The organism is Paenibacillus solanacearum (genome assembly GCF_910593845.1).
Taxonomy (GTDB): domain Bacteria; phylum Bacillota; class Bacilli; order Paenibacillales; family NBRC-103111; genus Paenibacillus_G; species Paenibacillus_G solanacearum.
The window spans coordinates 153939-172371 of record NZ_CAJVAS010000011.1 but is presented as its reverse complement, the minus strand read 5'-3'; the positions used below and the strand labels follow the sequence as shown (position 1 = coordinate 172371).

The following is an 18433-nucleotide window of genomic DNA, read 5'->3' as shown; positions in this document are numbered from 1 at the left end:
GCGGCGGCGCAGCTAGCGCGGTCCGATGCCGCGGCCGTCAGCCGCCGCCCCGCCATGTTCCTGCCCTGGCGGAAATACGCTGCGGATCGCCGCAACGATTTCGCCCGCCATCGTCATGACCCGATACAGCGATGTGCTTTGCAAGATCGCATACTTTTGCCCCGTATCCACATTGACGATGCCGGCTATCGAATAATCCCCGACCATCGGAAGCTGCTTGCCGACCGACTTGCCCGGCTCAATCGGGCGGTTGGATACTTGATACCACGCAAGCGACGACGCCTGGCCGAGACAAGCATCGATGGCAAGCACTTTTTTGCCGGACGGCAGCTCCTGTGCAAGACGCTCCCGCATATTGCTCGCATCGAACGGATAGGCCAGCGTGCCGACCACGTCCGGGTAACCCGCTTCTGTCAGCATCGTGCCGATCAGCGGGCCGAGCGCATCTCCCGAAGAACGGTCTGTGCCGATGCACAGAAACAGCAGATCGGCGGAAGTGACCCCTTCATTCTTGATGTGAAGGAGAAAATCGGGCAGCTCGGCTGCTTTAATTTTTTTGCGATACAGCGGCGGAACCGAATGATCCGGCATGGTCGTTTTCTCCTCCTTCTTCTCCGTATGTCCCTTCATTAAGTAGCATACTGCGAGCGCTTCCATCGCGCAACATTTGTTGCCGCCTTCTCGCCCATGCTATAATTTTTAAAAAATCTATCTTGGAAACCGACATCTTGCGAGACGAAAGGCGGTACCGCTGCAATGCTTATCATGGCCGTATGGTCGCTGGCCGCACTTGTCTATTGGCTGTTCATGCTGTGGGATACGCTGCAGTCGCGCAAATGGATGCTGACACTGCATCCGCCGGGCGGCTCCGCCTCTCGCGCCGACCGCGAACGGCCGGCCGCCGGCACCGAGACGCCGCTCGTCTCCGTCATCGTAGCCGCCAAGGAAGAAGAAGCTTCAATCACGGAGACAGTCAAGCATCTGCTGAGCCAAACGTATCCGCGCCTGGAAATTATCGCCGTCAACGACCGGTCGCAGGACGCCACGGGACGCAAGCTGGACGAGCTTCGCCGCTGGTCGGAAGGCCGGAGTTCAATCGACGTGCCGCTGCGGGTCATCCACATTACGGCGCTGCCGTCCGGCTGGCTCGGCAAAAACCACGCCCTGTACCAAGGCTACTTGCAAGCTCGCGGCTCCTACCTGCTGTTCACCGACGCGGATGTGCTGTTCGAGCCGAACACCATTGCCGATGCCGTCCGGTACATGCGCGATGAGCAGACGGACCACTTGACGCTGGCGCCGCAAATGCGAGTAAACGGCTTTTGGCTGCGCGCGTTCGTTTACTTTTTCTTCTTCACGTTCAGCTTATATATTCGGCCGTGGCGGGCGAATGACGATGTCCAGCATCGCCGCGGCATGGGGATCGGCGCGTTCAACCTGCTGACCCGGCACGCTTACGAGCGAATCGGCACGCACCGGGCGTTCGCGCTGCGCCCAGACGACGACCTGCATCTCGGGCGGCTGGTCAAGGCGGCGAGACTGCGCCAACGACTCGCACTCGGCTCCCGGCATATCGCGATCGAATGGTACCGCAGCCTGTCCGAAGCGGTCCGCGGGCTGGAGAAAAACTTGTTCTCCGGCTTCGGCTACCGGCTGCCTGTGGCGGCGCTTGGGGTGCTCGGGCTGCTGGCGATGTTCCTGTTTCCGTTCATCGGCCTGTTCGCCGTGCAGGGCTGGCCCGCTCTCGTGTTCGGCCTCGATATTGCGCTGATGCTCGTCGTCTACGTGCTCCTCGCGCGTTCAATTACCGGACCCGTTGGACCGGAAATCATCGCCTTCCCGCTCACGGTTTGTCTGCTTGGCTACACCGTGATCCGCTCCACCTGGCTGACGCTCCGGCAGCGCGGCATTTATTGGCGGGGTACGTTCTACTCCTTAAAGGAACTGAAGCGAATGACCAAGCCGGACGACTGAACCTTCATCGTTTCTTAACACTGCGCCGGCCCGGTTTGCTTTACAATAAAACCAGATCCACGATAGGAGAGGTGAACAGGCATATGAACCTTACCTTCAGACAAATGAAGTATGCTGTGACCAGCATGCTGCTCACTTTCGCATTGGTCATTGTGTATCACTGCACGCACGCAGGCCTAACCTGACAAAAGACCGGCAGACGAGAGATTCGCGCTTCTCCATGCCCTTTGCGCAAGCAGGCTGTACGCCTGCTTTTTTTGCCGTTCCCCGTCAGTCCGGCTGCGTCCCCAAGGTTCCGCTGTCCGCTCTCCCCTGCTGCCGGTATTCGCTCGGACTCAAGCCCGTTTCCTTCTTGAAATTGCTGCTGAAATAATGGATGCTCGTATAGCCGAGCCGGTTCGCGATTTCATCCAGCTTCTCTCCGCGCAGCAGCGACTGCTTCGCCTGCCGGATCCGCTCCGCAATGAGGTATTGCTTCGGATTCGTCTTCACTTCCTGATAGAACAGCTTCGTAAAATAGCTCGGGTGGTAGCCGCACAGCTGCGCCAGCTCCGCAACCGACCAGGCATTGCCGGGATGCTCCCGCATCGCGCGAAGCGCCGCTTCGATTTTGCTGACATGCATAGTCGCTTCCCGGTTCACCAACTGGCCGACGATGGAGGAGAGCAGCTCCATCATTCGCGCCCGCAGCAGCAGCGGCTGCGGCTGCGGCGCCTGGTACTCGCTGACAATGGAGCTCATGACCGGCTCCATGCCGCCGATCGCCATATGATGCGGTAGCGTCAGCTCGCCGTAGCCGTCCACCGTCAAGTGGACCGGCTCGGGCAGCCGCGCCAGCTCACTGTCCGGAACGTTCCGTATGCCGTACGCCGGATGCAGCGGCACGGGAGTCGGCTCATCCCAGCCGAAATGCAGGCTGTAGTACTGCGTCGGCGCGTCCGTCTTCAATATATGCGGGCTGTCCGGCCCGTAAAACGCGCACTCGCCCGCCTTGATTTTGAACTGATCCGGCCCCAGCTGCAGCGTGGCCTCGCCCGCGATTACATAAAACAACTGGCAATCCGGAATGCGCCGGGGCCCCCATGCGTTCCCCGCCCCGGCCGATGCGCGCGCGGCAAAATGGACGGCCGGCCGGATGTCATACAAATGTCCGATATTCACTCCGATATCCCCTTCGAAATCTCGAAAAATCGCAACAAACCGTTTGAATTATTCTAAATACTCCGTTGCTCTCGTCCGGTAAGATAAGTCCATAAGCAATTCAATTCATTATAACATCCGAGAAAAGGGGTGCAACGGCATGTTAAGTGCTGCGCAGCTGGAAGAATTCGAAAAGAACGGTTTTTTAAAAGGCGATGTGATCTTGAGCGACGAAGAAGTGGAATCGCTTCGCGACGAGCTGGATCTGGTCATGGAAGGCAAGTCGGTGAAGCGGCCCGTGCTGAACCGCAACCTGAAAGACGGAGATAGCAAGAGCGAAGGCTCCTTGTACGATAATATGAAAATGAGCGTCAATGAAAAGGTCGTGCAAATCGTCAACATCTGGATGGCCAGCGACGCATTCTTCAAGCATGCCTCCCATCCGCGACTGACCGAGGAGATCGCCCAGTTGTGCAATACGGACACCGTCCGCATCTGGCACGATCAGATCCAATACAAACCTCCGGTATCCGGCGGACCGACAGGATGGCATCAGGATCATCCGCTATGGCCGATCATTCAGCCGGCTGAGCTCGTCAGCGCCTGGGTTGCGCTGGACGACGCCGTGATCGAGAACGGATGCATGTGGATGGTTCCCGGCAGCCACAAATGGGGCAACCACCAAAAATATTTGGCGAGCACGCCGGACTTCAAGCCGTACCACAAGCAGCCGGAGCTGCTGCCGGAAGGCGCCGTCGTCGAGGCCGTTCCGTTCGAAATCAAGAAAGGCCAGGTCGGATACCATCACTGCATGACATGGCACGGCAGCCCGCACAACCGTTCGCAGCTGAAGCGCCGCGCGATCGCCGTACACTATATGCCGGGCCATACCCGCTACGAGCCGACTTCCAAGCACGTGATGCATGACTACGTCGAAGTCAAGCCAGGCGAAATACTCGCCGGCGAGCACTTTCCCGTCGTCTTCGGCAGAGGGTAACCTTCCCTGAGTGGAATTCGCAGCAGCATAACCAAGAGCTTGAACCGATGAACCCCGGCAGCGGGACGCGGCTTCAAGCTCTTGTTTGCATGGATTAACCGGTTCCCTGCCGCAGCTGAGGAGCTGGGCACCTTTACAGGATGATTGCGCGAACGATTTGAGGTACAATACAGAATATGGACCGATAACGAATGAGGTGAACCGATTGGAGCAGCAGCATGCCGCGCAGGAGCCGCAACCGGCAGAACAAGTACCGCAATATAAGCAATGCGCTCACTGTAAGGAGCAGAAGCTGCTTGCCGAATTTTTGCGCCGCACCGGGCGCCGTTCCGGCAAATCGTCCCGCCGCGGCGCGTGCCGGGCTTGCCGCAAGCTGCGGAAACAGCCGGCGCCCTCTGCGGGCGAGGAAGACTCACTCGACCCGGACCACAGCTTGTCCGTGTCTTCCCATTCGCGGGAGGCTGCGGAGAGCGGCGATACCGAGCCGCTGCATGCAGACACGCCCCCGCCGAAGCGCCGCATACGGCGGCCGCTGCCGGTACCGCCGCCGAGACCGGAAGGCCCGAGCGAGTCGATTCTGCGGCCGAACCGGGAAGGCATCCTCCGCATGCGCGGCAAGACGGACAAGGGCCGCCGCTGGCAGCAGGAAACCGATCTGGAAACCGCGGTCACGCTCGTCCGCGAGCATGCCGCCGTCGTCGTCAATCGGCACATAATCCGGCGCATCTACACGAATCGTTCGTTCCGCAATTACATTCTGACCCGGGATCAGCATACGTGTCATTATTGCGGGGAATACGGCGACACGATCGATCATCTCCTTCCGCGTGCCAAGGGCGGTCATACGACGCCCGTCAACTGCGTCTGCGCCTGCAACGAGTGCAACCAGAGCAAGGCCGACCGCAATCTGGAAGATTTCATCGTATCCGAGCCGTAGCGCTTGAGCGGCCACCCGTACCCGCACTTGTACAAGCAGGCTATGGGGGCGGCAACGCCGGTGTATTGGGCTGCCTGTCCCGGCGGTTACGTCCGTTACGCCTCTGCTTATAATTTCTTTTGACTTTCGAACACGCTCGACTCCCGGTAATTGACATCCAGCCGAAGCTTGCCCGCAAGATTGCGGTCGATGTCCCCTTCTTCGTACATGTGCTGAATTTCGTTGCGCTCCGATTGGATCGCTTTCAGCTCCAGCTCTCTGCGCTTCACGCCGGGCTTGATCTTCGACATGCTCCAATGCCTGTCGCTTTGCAGGTCAAGCTCCATCTCCCGGTAATCGGCGATAACGGCCAGCGCCGTCCCCCGATGATCCTCCATTTCCTTCTGCTTGATGCGCCGAATGGCCGCGTCGATCGCTTCCAGCTTCAGCGCTTTGTATGTACTCCAATCCGGATGCGACGGCGTCAAGAAGCCTTCATTGACCAACCGCCCCTTGAAGAGCCGGCTTACCGCCGACCAAGCCACAATCAGCAGCAGCTTGAGCTTGAACCGGTTCGTCAAGATCAGCTCCATCCGGTTCAGCGACGTTAAGTACCGTTCCGCGAACGCGGGCGTGATTCGTTCCTCGTCCAGCCACCTCTCCGCCACTTCACGTTCCGCCTGCAAGGCATCCAGCCGAATCGCGACCGCCGCCCGCCAAGCTTCCGCAATATTCGATTGTCCTTCCAGCTTCGTGTGCTGCAGGCGCCGGGTATAGTTCGAGATCAGCTCCAGCGCCTCTCGCTTGTTCTCGTCGTTCGTCTCTTCGCGGACAGTGCGCAGTCCGGCCTCCAGTACCCGGACGCGCGCCAAGCGCTCATCTTTCTTCCGATGGGCGCGAGCCCCAGCCTCCTCCGGACGGCGCGTAAGAATGGGAAGAAAGACGCTCGCCGATACGAGCGTGAGCAGGATGACGCCAGCGCAAATGAACAAGATCAGGCTCCGTTCGGGAAACGGGCTGCCGCCTGAGATCACGATCGGGATCGAGAACGCCGCCGACAGCGTCAAGGCGCCGCGCACGCCGGACAGTGCCGTCAGCAGCGCCGAACGCACCTGCCGGTCAGTGACCCACACCCAGCCAAAGCGCAGCAGCATGAGCACGAGCGTAATGATCACGATGTACCCGATCACCTGTCCGTTCCGGTACGAAGGATCTTCCCATATCGTCGTCACGACGCCCGGGATTTCCAGGCCGAGCAGAATGAACACGAGACCGTTCAAAGAAAACAAGATGACCGACCAGGTGCTGTCGGAGACGATCCTCAGACGAAGCGACGCCGACTCCTCCATCCGGTCCCGCTCGATCGCGTGAACGACACCGGCCGCGACGACCGCGAGAATGCCCGATACATGGCATTCTTCCGCCGCCAGGTAGATGACGAACGGCGTAACGATGATAATGAGCATATGCAGGGTCACATCTTCAATCCCGAGCCGGCGTAGAAAGACTCTGAGCCAAATGACGGCGAAGCCGAGCAGCGCTCCGATCACAATCCCCCCGACGGCGATCACCACGAAGCTGCCGACCGCTTTGGGCAGCGAAAAATAACCGGTCACCGTCGCGGCGATGGCAAAGTTGAAGGCGACCAGACCGGAAGCGTCGTTCATCAGCGCCTCGCCTTCCAGCAAATGCATGATTTTGCCGGGCAGCTTCACCCGCCCCGATAGCGAGCCTACGGCTACCGCATCAGTCGGCGACAAAATCGCCGCGAGTGCGAAGGCCGCCGACAACGGGATGGCGGGAATCAGCCAGTGAATGAACGGCCCGGCGATCAGTACAGTGGTGAACACAAGTCCCAGTGCCAACAGCAAAATATAAGCCCGCAGCTTCCACAGTTCCTCGCGCGGCGTCATTTTCCCGTCATTGAACAGCAGCGGCGCAATGAACAGCACAAGGAACAGCTCGGGATTCAACGGCACGTGGTGCAGGCCGGGCCAATACGCCGCCATGACGCCGAGCGCAATCTGGATCAGCGGCACGGGAATGAACGGCACGAAACGTTGAATGACATTGGAAAGGGCGATAAGCACGAGCAGCACCAGCACCATGATGAGCAGCTCCATACAGCGATCCAGCTCCTTATACGGATATTTCCGGGTCAAACGGCACCATGATTCGTTAGCATATCCAAAAATGCAAAAAAAAGCCGGCCTTCCTTCCGGACGGCCGAACCGCGCCCGCCAACGGCAAACAGCCCCCGCAGAGACGGACGGAGGCCATTCACCTTAAGCGCCATTATTTATTCATCCACATGGTACGAACGCCGTGGACTACGAAAGCTCCGGAGAATACAATCATCGAGAGCACGCCTAGCAAATCGAGGACCGGATCCAAGCTGGACAAAATCGTGTCGGCAACCGGAGTTTCAATCAACGCGTAGCCGCCGAGAACTCCGCCCAAGTAGGTCAAAAATTTATCCATATTCGCCACCTCCTATCCTTCTATAGTAATACGATATGACAGAAGAACGAGAGCGGTCATGGACAAAGCTCCAAGTTGCATAAATTCGGTTCAAATGCCCCCCTCTGCACGTTCCGAATGCGCTGCAAGGAGATGAAATCGATTTCGAATGCGAAATAATCGGGTTTCACATAAAAAGCAACCGAAACATTATGTAAACGACTTCATACGGGCCGTAACGGGTTATTTTTTGCCATTTACCGGTTGGACAGTACAAGGAAAGACATGGATAATGGGGGAAGACATTGACAGAAAGACAGAAAGAGGGAATGGGATTGGAACAAGACGATCGGGATCGCGATTGGACCGATGAGACGGAATCGAAAAAAAGCCGGTGGCACTATTTCGGCGTCTATGCCTGGCTGCTTTCGTTCATGAAGCCGTACGCCTGGCAGATGACGCTGTTTATCGTGTTCGGCCTCGTCATCTCCTTGTCGCAGATGGGCATTTTTCGCGTACTGCAGTATATTATCGATCATATCATTACAGCCAAAGATTTGGAGAAGTTCCGCTTTATCGTTCTCGTGCTGATCGGCGTGCTGATCTGCATGTTCGGCGCGATGGCCGCCAATAACCTGCTCTCCCGGCTCGTCCGCGAGAAGGCGTCCCGCGACCTGCAGTATGCGTGCATGAAGCAGCTCCGACGGCTCGGCTTCTCTTATTACGAAAAGCACGGCGTCGGCGAGACGCTGTCGCTGCTCAATACGGACGTCTCTTCGGTGCAGGGGATATACCAGAAGCATTTTCCCAGCCTCGTCAACAACGGACTGATGATGTTCGTCGCGCTCGGCTTCGTCGTCCACACGAATGCGAAGCTGTTTCTGGTGAGCGTCCCTTGCGTCTTCCTCTACTACTTGATCGGACCGTACTTCACGAAGAAATCTTCGTACTGGGGAAAAGTGAGCAAGGACCGGCGGACGGAATGGAACCGGAAAATATACGAGAGCATCTCGGGTCTTACGGAAATGAGAGCCCACCAGCGGGAAGCGTGGGACTTGGAGCGGTATGAAGCGAAGCACGAGCATTTCAACGTCAGCCAGAAAAAGCAGTACGCCTACCGCAGCGTTCGCGTCATCGCCAGGCAGCTGTCCTCGCTCGCAGGCATGCTGGTCATGTTCACGTACGGCGCCTACCTGAACCGAATGGGTTCGCTGACGGTCGGCGAATTTGTCGCGTTCGTCATGTATTATCAAATGATGAATCAGCAATCGGCCCAGATCGTATCGATTCTCGTCGATCAAAGCCTGCTGCTGCATCAAGGCGAGAAAATCAAGGAATTTATGGAGCTGGAGCCCGATGTGAAGGAGCCGGCATCGCCGGTCCCGCTGCGCAAAGTCCGCGGAGAGCTCAGCTTCCGCAACGTCCGCTTCGGCTACGGCAGCAGCGACATCTTGCAAGGCTTCGAGCTTCGCGTCCGCGCCGGGGAACGGGTTGCCCTGGTCGGACCGAGCGGCAACGGCAAATCGACGATTCTCAAGCTGATCGGCCGGTTTTACGATCCGTGCGACGGCGAGGTGGCGCTGGACGGCGTGCCGCTTAAGCAGCTGCCGCTATCGCAAATTCGGGACAGCATTGGCTATGTATTTCAGGAAACGTATTTGTTCGGCGCTTCCATTCGCGAAAACATCCGTTTCGGTTATCCCGACGCTACCGAGGAGCAGGTCATCGAAGCAGCCAAGGCGGCCAATGCCCACGAATTCATCATGAAGCTGAAGGACGGCTACGATACGCTCGTCGGCGAACGCGGCGTGAAGCTGTCCGGCGGCCAGCGGCAGCGCCTCTCGATTGCGCGGATGTTCATAAAAAATCCGAAAATCATTTTGCTCGACGAAGCGACGTCCGCCCTGGACAACGTAAGCGAAATCGAAGTGCTGAAGGCGCTCGACAACTTGATGCAGGGGCGCACGACCGTCACCGTCGCGCACCGGATCTCCACCGTGCGGCACTACGACCGCATCGTGGTGGTCAAGGACGGCATCGCAGCCGAGGAAGGCACCTATCTGGAGCTGCTTGGCGGCAGAGGATGGCTGTATGAGCTGGAAGGCCGAATGATGACCGGCGGATAACAACGGAGAAAGGAGCGGCCGATGAATACATTCAAATGGATATGGGGTTATCTTTATCAGACCCGGGGCATGATTTTGCTCGGGGTCGGCGTGCTTGCACTGCAGCAGCTCGTACAAATTATGGCCCAAGGCTCACAAAAGTTTTTGATCGACGACGTGCTGATCGGCAAGCAGTACGGACAGCTCACCTGGGTGCTCCTCTACCTTGCCTCCACGAGTCTGGTCAGCTACGGCCTGAACTGGTGGGGCAACTACTTGACGCGTCTCAATCAGCTGACGCTGCACCGCCGCATGGGCAGCAGCCTGATGGCTGTCATTCAGCGCAAGCCGGTAGCGGAAATCCAAAACCAGCGCACAGCCAAGTGGGTGCAGTACTTCACGAGCGACATCCAGCAGGTCGCCGATTTCTTATCCCGCGACTTGGCCAAGGGCGTGCAGCAGGTGGCCGCGACGTTGTTCCTGATCGGCATCATCGCCTGGGCCAGCCCGATGATCCTCATTCTCGTCGTCGTCTTCAGCGTCTTCTATATCGGGCTCGGCCGTTATTTCGGCCCGATCATGCGCAGGCAGACGCGGGAAATGCAGGAGAAGCGCGGCGATCTGCTCGTCAAGATCGAGGAAGGCATCGCCTCCACCCGCGAAGTCATTGCGTACAACCGGATGGCATGGGAAGAGAAAAATTTCCGCAGCGCCTTCGCCGCTTTCTTCGATAAAGTCATGGAGAACGGCAAAATGTCGAACACGCAGCTGCTGCTCAGCAACAGCATCCAATGGATCGGCAGGCTCGGTGTCCTCGTGATCGGCGGCTACGAGGTCATTCAAGGCAGCGCAACGCTGGGGATGTTCGTCGTCGTGTACCAATATTCGAACCAGCTGTTCTCGAGCTTCCAGAACGTGTTTAATTTCTTCATGAACTTATCCGGCCGCATGGCCTATGTCGACCGGGTGAAGGGGCTGTTCGAGCAGGAGCAGACGCCTGCCGGAACGAAGAAACTGACGGGCGCAGTCCGCAGCATCCGTTTCGATCAAGTGTCCTTCGCTTATTCGGAGGAAAGCCGCAGCGTGCTGAACCGTCTCAGTCTCGTGCTGGAGACGGGCCGCAAAATCGCCATCGTCGGCACGAGCGGCGGCGGCAAGTCGACCATTGCGCAGCTGCTGCTCCGCTTCTTCGAGCCTACGCAAGGCGCGATCCGGGTCAATGGCAAGACGTTGAACGAAATTCGCCTCGACGATTGGATGAGCCGCATTTCCGTCGTGTTCCAGGAGCCGTTCCTGCTGCCGGATACGATCCGCAGCAACCTGCTGCTCGGACGGGAGCATATTACCGAGGAGCAGCTGATCGAAGCGTGCCGGATCGCCCAAATCCACGATTTCATCGAGTCGCTGGAGCAAGGGTACGAAACGATCATCGGAGAACGCGGCTATACGCTGTCGGGCGGTCAGCGCCAGCGGCTCGCCATCGCGCGGGCGATCGTCGGCGACCCGGAAATATTGCTGCTCGACGAAGCGACGTCGGCGCTGGATATGGAGACGGAACGGCGCATGCAGGAGGAGCTGGACCAGATTCGGAAGGGCCGCACCACGATCATTATTGCGCATCGGCTGTCCACGATCCGTAATGCCGATCATATTCTCGTCATGGATCAAGGGCGTCTGGCAGAGCAGGGAACCCACGAGGAATTGATGGCAACCGGCGATATCTACAAGCGACTGGTCGCTTCCGTTGCGGAAGCTTCCTGAACACAATGACCGAAGGGGCGACTCCCGGCACGGCCTGACGAGGCTTTGCCCGGAATCGCCCCTTTGCCTGCGGTGCGGGGAGCGCGAAGCGCTGGTATAATGTAAATCAAGCGGCTGCTTGTGCGGATCGGCACGCAGCCGATCCAACAACGCGCCATACCACTCACAAGGAGGACAATATTCATGGATTGCCGAATCGGTTGTGCCGCTTGCTGTATTGTCATCTCCATCTCTTCGCCCATCCCCGGCATGCCGGAAGGCAAGCCGGCCGGCGTCCCTTGCATTCAACTGACCGCGGAAGGCCGATGCGGCTTGTTCGGCAAGCCCGAGCGCCCGGCGGTGTGCGGCAGCCTCGCTCCGTCGGCCGACATGTGCGGAGCATCGAACGAGGAAGCGTTCGCGGCCCTCTCCGCACTCGAGCAGGCGACCGCCCCCTCCCCATGCAGCAGGCCGCGACAATAGGTCCACAGGCGGCCATGACGCGTCAGCGGTGGTATGGCAGCACGATCGTCACCGTCGTGCCTTGCCCAACCATGCTGGCGATCGATAACGTCCCTTTATGCGCCTCCACAATGCGCTGGCATACCATCAAGCCCAGCCCGGTTCCCATGCTTTTCGTAGAAAAGAACGGCTCGCCCAATTGAGGGAGCTTGTCTTCGGGAATGCCTTCGCCCTCATCGGTGATCCGGACGACCGCCCACTCCTCGTCTGTACCGTCAAGCGTCACAGTAACGACGCCTCCGCTGAACATCGCTTCGATCGCATTTTTGACAAGATTGATGAGCACTTGCTTGATCTGGTTCGGTTCGCACGAAATGGGCCGTACAGCCCCTTCAGTTTCAAGCCGGATATCGACATTGCAGAGCAGCGCCTGCGGCTGCATGAACTGGATCACGCTCTCCAGCAGCGGCTTCAGGTCGCAGGCTGTATACGTTAAGGCCTGCGGCTTCGCGATCGTCATGAATTCATTGACGATCGAATTGATCCGATCGAGCTCTTCCAGCATAATTTCCGTGTAAGGCGTATTTTTCGCCTGCAGCAGCTGAATAAACCCTTTCAGCGCAGTCAACGGGTTACGAATTTCATGCGCTACGCCCGCAGCCAGTTGGCCGATGATGGACAGCTTCTCCGATCTTCGCACCCATTCCTCCTCTTTTTTTCGCTCGGTCATGTCGCGAATGACCGTTTGAATGAGCGGAAAACCCATCTGTTTATGGACATAGATCGACGACACCTCGACATCCAGCATGGTATCGTCGATGCGTTTCATCTTGATTTCCAAAAACTCCGAGCATTCGTCCGACTGGACAATATGGTTGAAACGATCCATCAGCACTGGAATATCGGCGGGATCGAAAAAATCTGTCAGCAGCCTTCCCATAATATCTTCGGCGCAGTTTCCGCCCAGCAGCTTGTAACCCGCGTCGTTCACGAAATGGATAATGCCGTCCCGGTGCAGCACGATCGCCTCCGGCGACAGCTTCAGCACGCGCCGGAATTGTCTCTCCCGCTCCATCAGCCGCAGCTCGGCCCGTTTGCGGTCCGTAATATCCCGTTCCACGCCAACAAACGCCACCACATTCCCCTGCTCGTCCTGAATCGGAGAAATGGTCACGCTTGCATAAAAGGTAGTCCCGCCGTTCTTCAATTTGATCGTTTCCACGCCCGCATAAGGTTCACCCGCCGCGATGCGCTTGTAGAGCCGGAACACTTCCTCCTTCTGATGTTCGGGCGTCATGGGCAGCACTTTGCCGATGACTTCATCCTTGGTCCAGCCATGCAGCTCTTCAAATTTCCTGTTCACATCCAATACCGTTCCGTCCACATTGACGACGACAATGCTATCCGATGTCAGGTTCATGAAGGAATCCATCAGTCGCTTCGTTTTCAACAATCCGATGGTCTCGTCTCTGGTTAATTGGAAGTCCATTCGTCTTCACCGTCTGGTTGTTATTTTTTTATAGCTGCTTCATAGTTTTAGTAGTTCACCGCGCAGCGCGCATTCCCTCCATGACACAGCACAAAACTGCAATTTTTTTATATTAATTTTTATTAATACTTAGTCCTCCTAAATAAACTTCGGCTCATCGCTTCCCATTGCATCGGATTGTTTTTATAATGGAGAGTGGAATGAAAATCGATAATTCAGGGAGGCGTCCACATGCAGTATCGAAAGCTCGGAAACAGCGGACTCAAAGTCAGCGAAATCAGCTTGGGCAGCTGGCTGACTTACGGCGGCTACGTAGCCGAAGACCATGCCGTCCGATCGATTGAACAAGCCTATGCGCTCGGCGTCAATTTCTTTGACACGGCCAATATGTACGAAAGAGGCGAAGCGGAGAAGGTCATGGGCAAGGCGCTGGCTTCGTACCCCCGGGAATCGTACGTGCTGGCTACGAAAGTATTCAATAAAATGGGCGACGGCCCCAATGACCGCGGTCTGTCGCGCAAGCACATCATGGAGCAATGCGACGCCAGCCTGAAACGGCTCGGCGCCGATTATATCGATATTTACTACTGCCATCGCTACGATCCGGAGACGCCGCTCGAAGAAACGATGCGCGCGCTCGACGATCTCGTCACTCAGGGCAAGGTGCTGTACATCGGGGTGAGCGAATGGACGCCGGCGCAAATCGTGGAAGCGTACGCTATCGCCGACAAGCTGCTGCTCGATAAGATCATCGTCAATCAGCCGGTATACAACATGTTCAACCGTTACATAGAGAAGGAAATCATCCCTGTCGGCAAGGCAAAAGGCTTCGGCCAGGTCGTCTTCTCGCCGCTCGCGCAAGGGCTGCTTACCGGCAAATACCGCCTCGGCCAGCCGATCCCGCAGGACAGCCGCGCCGCCAGCAAAAATTGGGACGAGAAGCGGCTGAATGAGAAGTCGCTGCAACAGGTCGAGCGGCTGTCCGCCATCGCAGACGAGCTCGGCGTCAAGCTGTCCCAGCTCGCGATCGCCTGGATTCTCCGGCAGGATAACGTCGCCAGCGCGCTCGTCGGGGCAAGCCGTCCGGAGCAAGTTGTGGAAAACTGCGGCGCGGTCGGCCTGAAGCTGTCCGGCGACGTGCTGAATGCGATCGAGGATATCCTGCAAAGCTAACAGCTAACAAGGGATGCTCCCTATTAGACGCAAGCTATGATGCCGTATGCGGCAGCATGAACGAGCCCTTCCCGCCGCTTCTATAGCGGTGCGAGGGGCTCCATTTCATTTGCCGCGGCGAAGCGGCCACGCAAAAAAGGCACGCGCCGAGGGAACTTCCCTGCGAGGCGTGCCTTTGCTTATTACGTTTATTTCCAAGGCAGCAGCTTCCGCTCCAGCCATCCGAGCCCCCGGTTAAACAGCAGGCCCAGGATCGACAAGATCAACACGCCAACCATCAGCTTCGTCGTGATCATCAAGTTCCCGTAATGGAGAATCATCGACCCGACCCCTTGCTGCGCGGCGATCATCTCCGCTGCGACAAGGAGAAGCAGCGAAGTGCCCGCGGCCAGCTTCAAGCCGGCAAAAATCATCGGCAGCGCTCCAGGCAAAATGACTTTACGGATGACGCTGAAATGACTCGAGCCGAACGTGACGGCCGCTTTGATCCAGATCGGATCGACGTTCTTAACGCCGGAAAACGTATTGATGACGACCGGGAAAAAGACGCCCAGCGCAATCATCGTAAATTTCGGCGTTTCCCCGATGCCAAGCCATAAGATGATGAGCGGCAGCAGGGCGATCTTCGGGATCGGATAAATCGAATAGACGATCGGCGACAAAATGGCGTCCACCCAGCGGGAGAAGCCGAGAATCAGTCCGAAAACAATGCCGCACACGGCGCCGATCGCATATCCGACCGCGATCCGGTACAAGCTTGCCAAGATGTTCTGGTGCAGCTCACCGCTGCTGAGCATCTCCCACCCCGCCGACAAGATGAGTGATGGCGCCGGAAGAAACAGCGGCGGCACGATTTCGAGCCGGCAGGCGACCTCCCAGACGATCAGAATACCCAGAATGCCGAGGATGGGGGCGTAAGCCGGAATTTGCTGCTCCATGAACGAGACGCGGTTGCGAATCGTATGCTTTGACGAACTCATGCGTTATCCCTCCTTCAGCGCTTCCTGGGCATCGTGGCGGATCAACTGCCATATTTCATTCGAGTAGCGCTCGAAAGCGGCACGGTGCTCTTCTTGATCACGGCCGGTTTTCGGCAGATCGATGCGGATTTCCGCTTTGATCTGCCCCGGGTGACGCGACAGCACGATGACCCGATCGGCCAAATAAACCGCTTCTTGAATATTATGCGTGACGTACAGCGTGCTCAGTCGGGTGCGGCTCCAGATGGCGAGCAGCTCCTCCTGCATGAGCGTACGCGTCTGGGCGTCCAGCGCGGAGAACGGCTCGTCCATCAGCAGCAGGTCAGGCTCTACGGCAAGCGCCCGGGCGATGCCCGCCCGCTGCCGCATGCCGCCCGACAGCTGCTTCGGATACGCGGATTCGAAGCCGGTCAGGCCGACCATCTCGATATAATGCCGGCCCTTCTCCTGCATTTCCTGCTTGCTTGCGCCCTGCTCCTCCAGGCCGAATACGACGTTCTCGTACACAGTGCGCCACGGAAACAGCGCAATTTCCTGAAAGACGATGCCGAGCCGGGGCTCCTTCTCCGAAGCCAGCCCTTCGAAGTACACTTCGCCGCTCGAGGGAGACAATAAGCCGCCGACAATATTGAGCAGTGTCGATTTGCCGCAGCCGCTCGGGCCGACAAGCACGACGAATTCCTGTTCCTCGATGGCGAAGTTAATGTTTTTCAGCGCGGTCACTTCCCGCTTCTTCGAGTCAACGAACCGCTTCTCTACTTGGTCGACCACGATTCTCATGACGTTACTTCCCCAGCTGCTTCAGCGCTTCGTCCAGCAGCTCCGTATTGACGATCCCTTTAGTATCGATCGCTTTATCGATCAGCTTCTCTTTCGCATACCAGTCGACTTGCGTCTTGATGTCGCTGGCGAGCAGCTTCCCGTCGCGGTCCATGTACGGAAGCCCCTGCTTCACGTTCTCTTCCGGCTGATCGGTATACTTGGCGATAATTTTAACAACTTCGTCGTAGTTGGCGCCAGGCACGACTTTGCCGTCCTTCTGTACCAGCACCGCGTCATAGTAGTAACGCGTCGACTTCGCATAAGCCTTCAGGAAGCGAACGGCCAAGTCTTTGTTGCTGGCCAGCTTCGGCGAGAAGAACAAGCCGGAGGTCTGGTATTCGATCTCGTCCCCAACCTGGGAGATGACGCGTCCGTAGCCTTCCTTAAGCACGGCCGTAATGTTCGGCTCGTTCAGCATGACGGCGTCCACCTGCTTGCTCTTGAGCGACTCCATCAACCCTTTGATGCTGTTCAGCGGCACCAGCTCGATGTCCTTCAGCGTCAAGCCGTGCTTCTCGAGCAAACGTCCCGTCATGTAGTGATAGGTGGAGCCGGTTTGCGTGATGCCGATCTTCTTGCCTTTCAGCTCTCCGATCGATTTGACCGGCGAATCTTTCGGTACCATGAGCGCCGTCGAGGAATATCCTTTCTGCTCTCGGCCCTTATCCGCGACGATGACCAGCTTCTGGCCGCCCGCGACCATGTTGTACAAGCTTGCCGTAATCCCGGTTGCGCCGATGTCTACGCTGCCGCCGGCCGTAGCGACCGCAATCGGCTGAGCCGCGTCGAACCATTTCGGCTTGGCTTCGATGTTCTCTTCCTTGAAAAATCCTTTCTCAATCCCTATAAACAAGGGAGCGGAGCTCGTCAGCTTCAGCATCCCGATATCCATCGTAGCCGCTTCCGCCTTGGCGGGCGCTCCACCGCTTTGCGGCGCCGCCTGTTCTTTTTTTCCGCAACCGGCCAGCGCGGTGGAAACGCACAGCACTGCCGTTAATGCGAGTAGTGAAACCTTCTTCATTGTGACAAACCCTCCAGTTTTTTCTAAGTATTATGGATCAAATCTTATATATATTCGACATTATCCGTATATTTCCTCCCTATTTCCCTATATTTTTTAAACAATGGTTTATACCATTGGTTTATTTAGATGAAATTCCCGATTAATGTCTCCATTTCAAAATATGGCTATCCCGCTCCTGCAGCAGCCGCGCCATATATACAATTTGCCCTGTATGGTACGCATAATGCACCGTCGCATGATATAACAGCTCCCCGACGGGCTTCGCGTAGGAAGCAATGCCGGCGCCGGGCGAATACGTCACCTGCACGATCCGCTTCATATCTTCCTCGCTGAGGCCCGACAGCACCTCGCGGGACACGCTTCTGACGGTTGCCAGCCGCTCCGCAAGCTCTTGACAGGAAGGCCCGTCCGCGGCCAGAAATTCCGCCGAGCGCTCGCGCACGTACGGATGCCCGCCGATGCTGCATGCAATGCTGTGATACTCGTTGCCGGCGAGGTGAAGGCATAGGTTACCGATGCTGTTCATGCCCTCTTTCCCTTTGCACCATACGTCCTCATCCGAAAGCCGTGCCAATGCCGATTGGATTTTATTCAGCTCATTATCGAGCAGTTGCAAAGTCATGATCGTAAACATATCCACTCTCCTGTTCTCGTACACAGCACCGCACCCGCCGATCCTGCGCAGCTGCCCGTGTACTCGTTCCTGTTCCTTGTTATAATAAAGCGAAGCACCGATTCATTTGACGAAAGTCGAGGCTGAAGCAAACGATGGCGTTCGGGATTACGAGAGAAGAACTTACGCAATGGAAACGAGCGGTCTCCTGCGGCGAGATCGCTTTTTTGACCCACTTTTGGCTGGAGCCGCGGTTTCCCGGCATCCATGCGGTCACCAAGGTCGGATGCGCCGATATGGCGCGCTTGACCGACTGGTGCGTCGCGAACGGACTGAATCCCCGCTACATCCACCGGCGTCTTCCCTATCCTCATTATGACCTGATCGGCGAGAAGCAAAAAGAAATTTTGCAAAAAGAACAGCTGTGGGACCATTTGAAGCGGTTCAAGCTGCTGTAGCCCGTGAAGCCCCGCAGCAAGTCGAATAACCCGTCCCCGGCTCAGCATGCCAAGGGAACGGGTTATTCGGTTGTCCTGCT

The 18433-nt window shown here is 57.4% G+C and carries 17 protein-coding genes; 8 read left to right on the top strand and 9 right to left on the bottom strand.

Annotated elements, in window-relative coordinates; all coding sequences use genetic code 11:
- Positions 1-12: 12 nt before the first annotated feature.
- Positions 13-591 carry a spore protease YyaC gene (gene yyaC / locus KXG62_RS14750; protein ID WP_218092745.1) on the bottom strand — a complete coding sequence of 193 codons (579 nt, stop codon included), beginning with the start codon at positions 589-591 and terminating at the stop codon, positions 13-15.
- Positions 592-756: 165 nt separating this feature from the next.
- On the opposite strand from yyaC, the gene KXG62_RS14745 reads away from it, so the two are divergent.
- A complete protein-coding gene (locus KXG62_RS14745; RefSeq protein WP_218092744.1) occupies positions 757-1974 on the top strand; it encodes a glycosyltransferase family 2 protein in 1218 nt (405 codons plus the stop codon).
- 270 nt (positions 1975-2244) lie between these two features.
- Here the strand turns inward: KXG62_RS14745 and KXG62_RS14740 are convergent, their stop codons facing one another.
- The gene (locus KXG62_RS14740; RefSeq protein WP_218092743.1) at positions 2245-3135 is read right to left on the bottom strand and encodes a helix-turn-helix transcriptional regulator; all 891 of its coding nucleotides are present in this window, start codon (positions 3133-3135) and stop codon (positions 2245-2247) included.
- A gap of 139 nt (positions 3136-3274) precedes the next feature.
- On the opposite strand from KXG62_RS14740, the gene KXG62_RS14735 reads away from it, so the two are divergent.
- Both KXG62_RS14735 and KXG62_RS14730 read left to right on the top strand, forming a co-directional pair.
- On the top strand, positions 3275-4111 hold the full coding sequence (locus tag KXG62_RS14735) for a phytanoyl-CoA dioxygenase family protein (protein ID WP_218092742.1): 837 nt from the start codon (positions 3275-3277) through the stop codon (positions 4109-4111).
- A gap of 205 nt (positions 4112-4316) precedes the next feature.
- A complete protein-coding gene (locus KXG62_RS14730; RefSeq protein ID WP_218092741.1) occupies positions 4317-5048 on the top strand; it encodes an HNH endonuclease in 732 nt (243 codons plus the stop codon).
- 107 nt (positions 5049-5155) lie between these two features.
- Here the strand turns inward: KXG62_RS14730 and KXG62_RS14725 are convergent, their stop codons facing one another.
- Together KXG62_RS14725 and KXG62_RS14720 are read right to left on the bottom strand one after the other, a co-directional pair.
- Positions 5156-7150, bottom strand: coding sequence for a Na+/H+ antiporter (locus KXG62_RS14725; RefSeq protein ID WP_218092740.1), 1995 nt, complete (start codon positions 7148-7150; stop codon positions 5156-5158).
- Between the two features lie 172 nt (positions 7151-7322).
- Positions 7323-7508, bottom strand: coding sequence for a hypothetical protein (locus KXG62_RS14720; RefSeq protein ID WP_218092739.1), 186 nt, complete (start codon positions 7506-7508; stop codon positions 7323-7325).
- Positions 7509-7822: 314 nt separating this feature from the next.
- Here KXG62_RS14720 and KXG62_RS14715 point away from each other — a divergent pair, with 314 nt between their 5' ends.
- The 3 genes from KXG62_RS14715 (at position 7823) to KXG62_RS14705 (ending at position 11815) form a co-directional block, all read left to right on the top strand.
- Positions 7823-9613: an ABC transporter ATP-binding protein gene (locus KXG62_RS14715; RefSeq protein ID WP_218092738.1), complete on the top strand. Its 1791-nt coding sequence runs from the start codon at positions 7823-7825 to the stop codon at positions 9611-9613.
- Between the two features lie 21 nt (positions 9614-9634).
- A complete protein-coding gene (locus KXG62_RS14710; RefSeq protein WP_218092737.1) occupies positions 9635-11353 on the top strand; it encodes an ABC transporter ATP-binding protein in 1719 nt (572 codons plus the stop codon).
- 183 nt (positions 11354-11536) lie between these two features.
- Positions 11537-11815, top strand: coding sequence for a YkgJ family cysteine cluster protein (locus KXG62_RS14705; RefSeq protein ID WP_218092736.1), 279 nt, complete (start codon positions 11537-11539; stop codon positions 11813-11815).
- Positions 11816-11837: 22 nt separating this feature from the next.
- Here the strand turns inward: KXG62_RS14705 and KXG62_RS14700 are convergent, their stop codons facing one another.
- Positions 11838-13283, bottom strand: coding sequence for a PAS domain-containing sensor histidine kinase (locus KXG62_RS14700; RefSeq protein WP_218092735.1), 1446 nt, complete (start codon positions 13281-13283; stop codon positions 11838-11840).
- Positions 13284-13514: 231 nt separating this feature from the next.
- Here KXG62_RS14700 and KXG62_RS14695 point away from each other — a divergent pair, with 231 nt between their 5' ends.
- Positions 13515-14456: an aldo/keto reductase family protein gene (locus KXG62_RS14695; protein WP_218092734.1), complete on the top strand. Its 942-nt coding sequence runs from the start codon at positions 13515-13517 to the stop codon at positions 14454-14456.
- 188 nt (positions 14457-14644) lie between these two features.
- Here the strand turns inward: KXG62_RS14695 and KXG62_RS14690 are convergent, their stop codons facing one another.
- The 4 genes from KXG62_RS14690 to KXG62_RS14675 form a co-directional block, all read right to left on the bottom strand.
- Positions 14645-15436, bottom strand: a complete 792-nt coding sequence (locus tag KXG62_RS14690; RefSeq protein ID WP_218092733.1) for an ABC transporter permease — start codon at positions 15434-15436, stop codon at positions 14645-14647.
- A 3-nt stretch (positions 15437-15439) separates the two neighbouring features.
- Entirely contained in the window at positions 15440-16216 is a 777-nt protein-coding gene (locus KXG62_RS14685) for an ABC transporter ATP-binding protein (RefSeq protein ID WP_218092732.1), read from the bottom strand.
- A gap of 4 nt (positions 16217-16220) precedes the next feature.
- On the bottom strand, positions 16221-17279 hold the full coding sequence (locus KXG62_RS14680) for an ABC transporter substrate-binding protein (RefSeq protein WP_218092731.1): 1059 nt from the start codon (positions 17277-17279) through the stop codon (positions 16221-16223).
- Between the two features lie 142 nt (positions 17280-17421).
- Positions 17422-17916 (bottom strand): DinB family protein, encoded by a 495-nt coding sequence (locus tag KXG62_RS14675; protein ID WP_218092730.1) that lies wholly within the window; start codon positions 17914-17916, stop codon positions 17422-17424.
- Positions 17917-18050: 134 nt separating this feature from the next.
- Between KXG62_RS14675 and KXG62_RS14670 the strand changes: the two genes are divergently transcribed.
- The gene (locus KXG62_RS14670; RefSeq protein ID WP_218092729.1) at positions 18051-18353 is read left to right on the top strand and encodes a hypothetical protein; all 303 of its coding nucleotides are present in this window, start codon (positions 18051-18053) and stop codon (positions 18351-18353) included.
- The last annotated feature ends 80 nt before the right edge of the window (positions 18354-18433 follow it).

Bases quoted from the DNA above. Each gene is read 5' to 3' on its own strand.
- KXG62_RS14710 (WP_218092737.1), top strand. From the start codon at position 9,635: ATGAATACATTCAAATGGATATGGGGTTATCTTTATCAGACCCGGGGC.
- KXG62_RS14700 (WP_218092735.1), bottom strand. From the start codon at position 13,283: ATGGACTTCCAATTAACCAGAGACGAGACCATCGGATTGTTGAAAACG.
- KXG62_RS14675 (WP_218092730.1), bottom strand. From the start codon at position 17,916: ATGTTTACGATCATGACTTTGCAACTGCTCGATAATGAGCTGAATAAA.
- KXG62_RS14745 (WP_218092744.1), top strand. From the start codon at position 757: ATGCTTATCATGGCCGTATGGTCGCTGGCCGCACTTGTCTATTGGCTG.
- KXG62_RS14690 (WP_218092733.1), bottom strand. From the start codon at position 15,436: ATGAGTTCGTCAAAGCATACGATTCGCAACCGCGTCTCGTTCATGGAG.
- KXG62_RS14705 (WP_218092736.1), top strand. From the start codon at position 11,537: ATGGATTGCCGAATCGGTTGTGCCGCTTGCTGTATTGTCATCTCCATC.
- KXG62_RS14735 (WP_218092742.1), top strand. From the start codon at position 3,275: ATGTTAAGTGCTGCGCAGCTGGAAGAATTCGAAAAGAACGGTTTTTTA.
- KXG62_RS14670 (WP_218092729.1), top strand. From the start codon at position 18,051: ATGGCGTTCGGGATTACGAGAGAAGAACTTACGCAATGGAAACGAGCG.
- KXG62_RS14680 (WP_218092731.1), bottom strand. From the start codon at position 17,279: ATGAAGAAGGTTTCACTACTCGCATTAACGGCAGTGCTGTGCGTTTCC.
- KXG62_RS14720 (WP_218092739.1), bottom strand. From the start codon at position 7,508: ATGGATAAATTTTTGACCTACTTGGGCGGAGTTCTCGGCGGCTACGCG.
- KXG62_RS14725 (WP_218092740.1), bottom strand. From the start codon at position 7,150: ATGGAGCTGCTCATCATGGTGCTGGTGCTGCTCGTGCTTATCGCCCTT.
- KXG62_RS14695 (WP_218092734.1), top strand. From the start codon at position 13,515: ATGCAGTATCGAAAGCTCGGAAACAGCGGACTCAAAGTCAGCGAAATC.
- yyaC (WP_218092745.1), bottom strand. From the start codon at position 591: ATGCCGGATCATTCGGTTCCGCCGCTGTATCGCAAAAAAATTAAAGCA.
- KXG62_RS14685 (WP_218092732.1), bottom strand. From the start codon at position 16,216: ATGAGAATCGTGGTCGACCAAGTAGAGAAGCGGTTCGTTGACTCGAAG.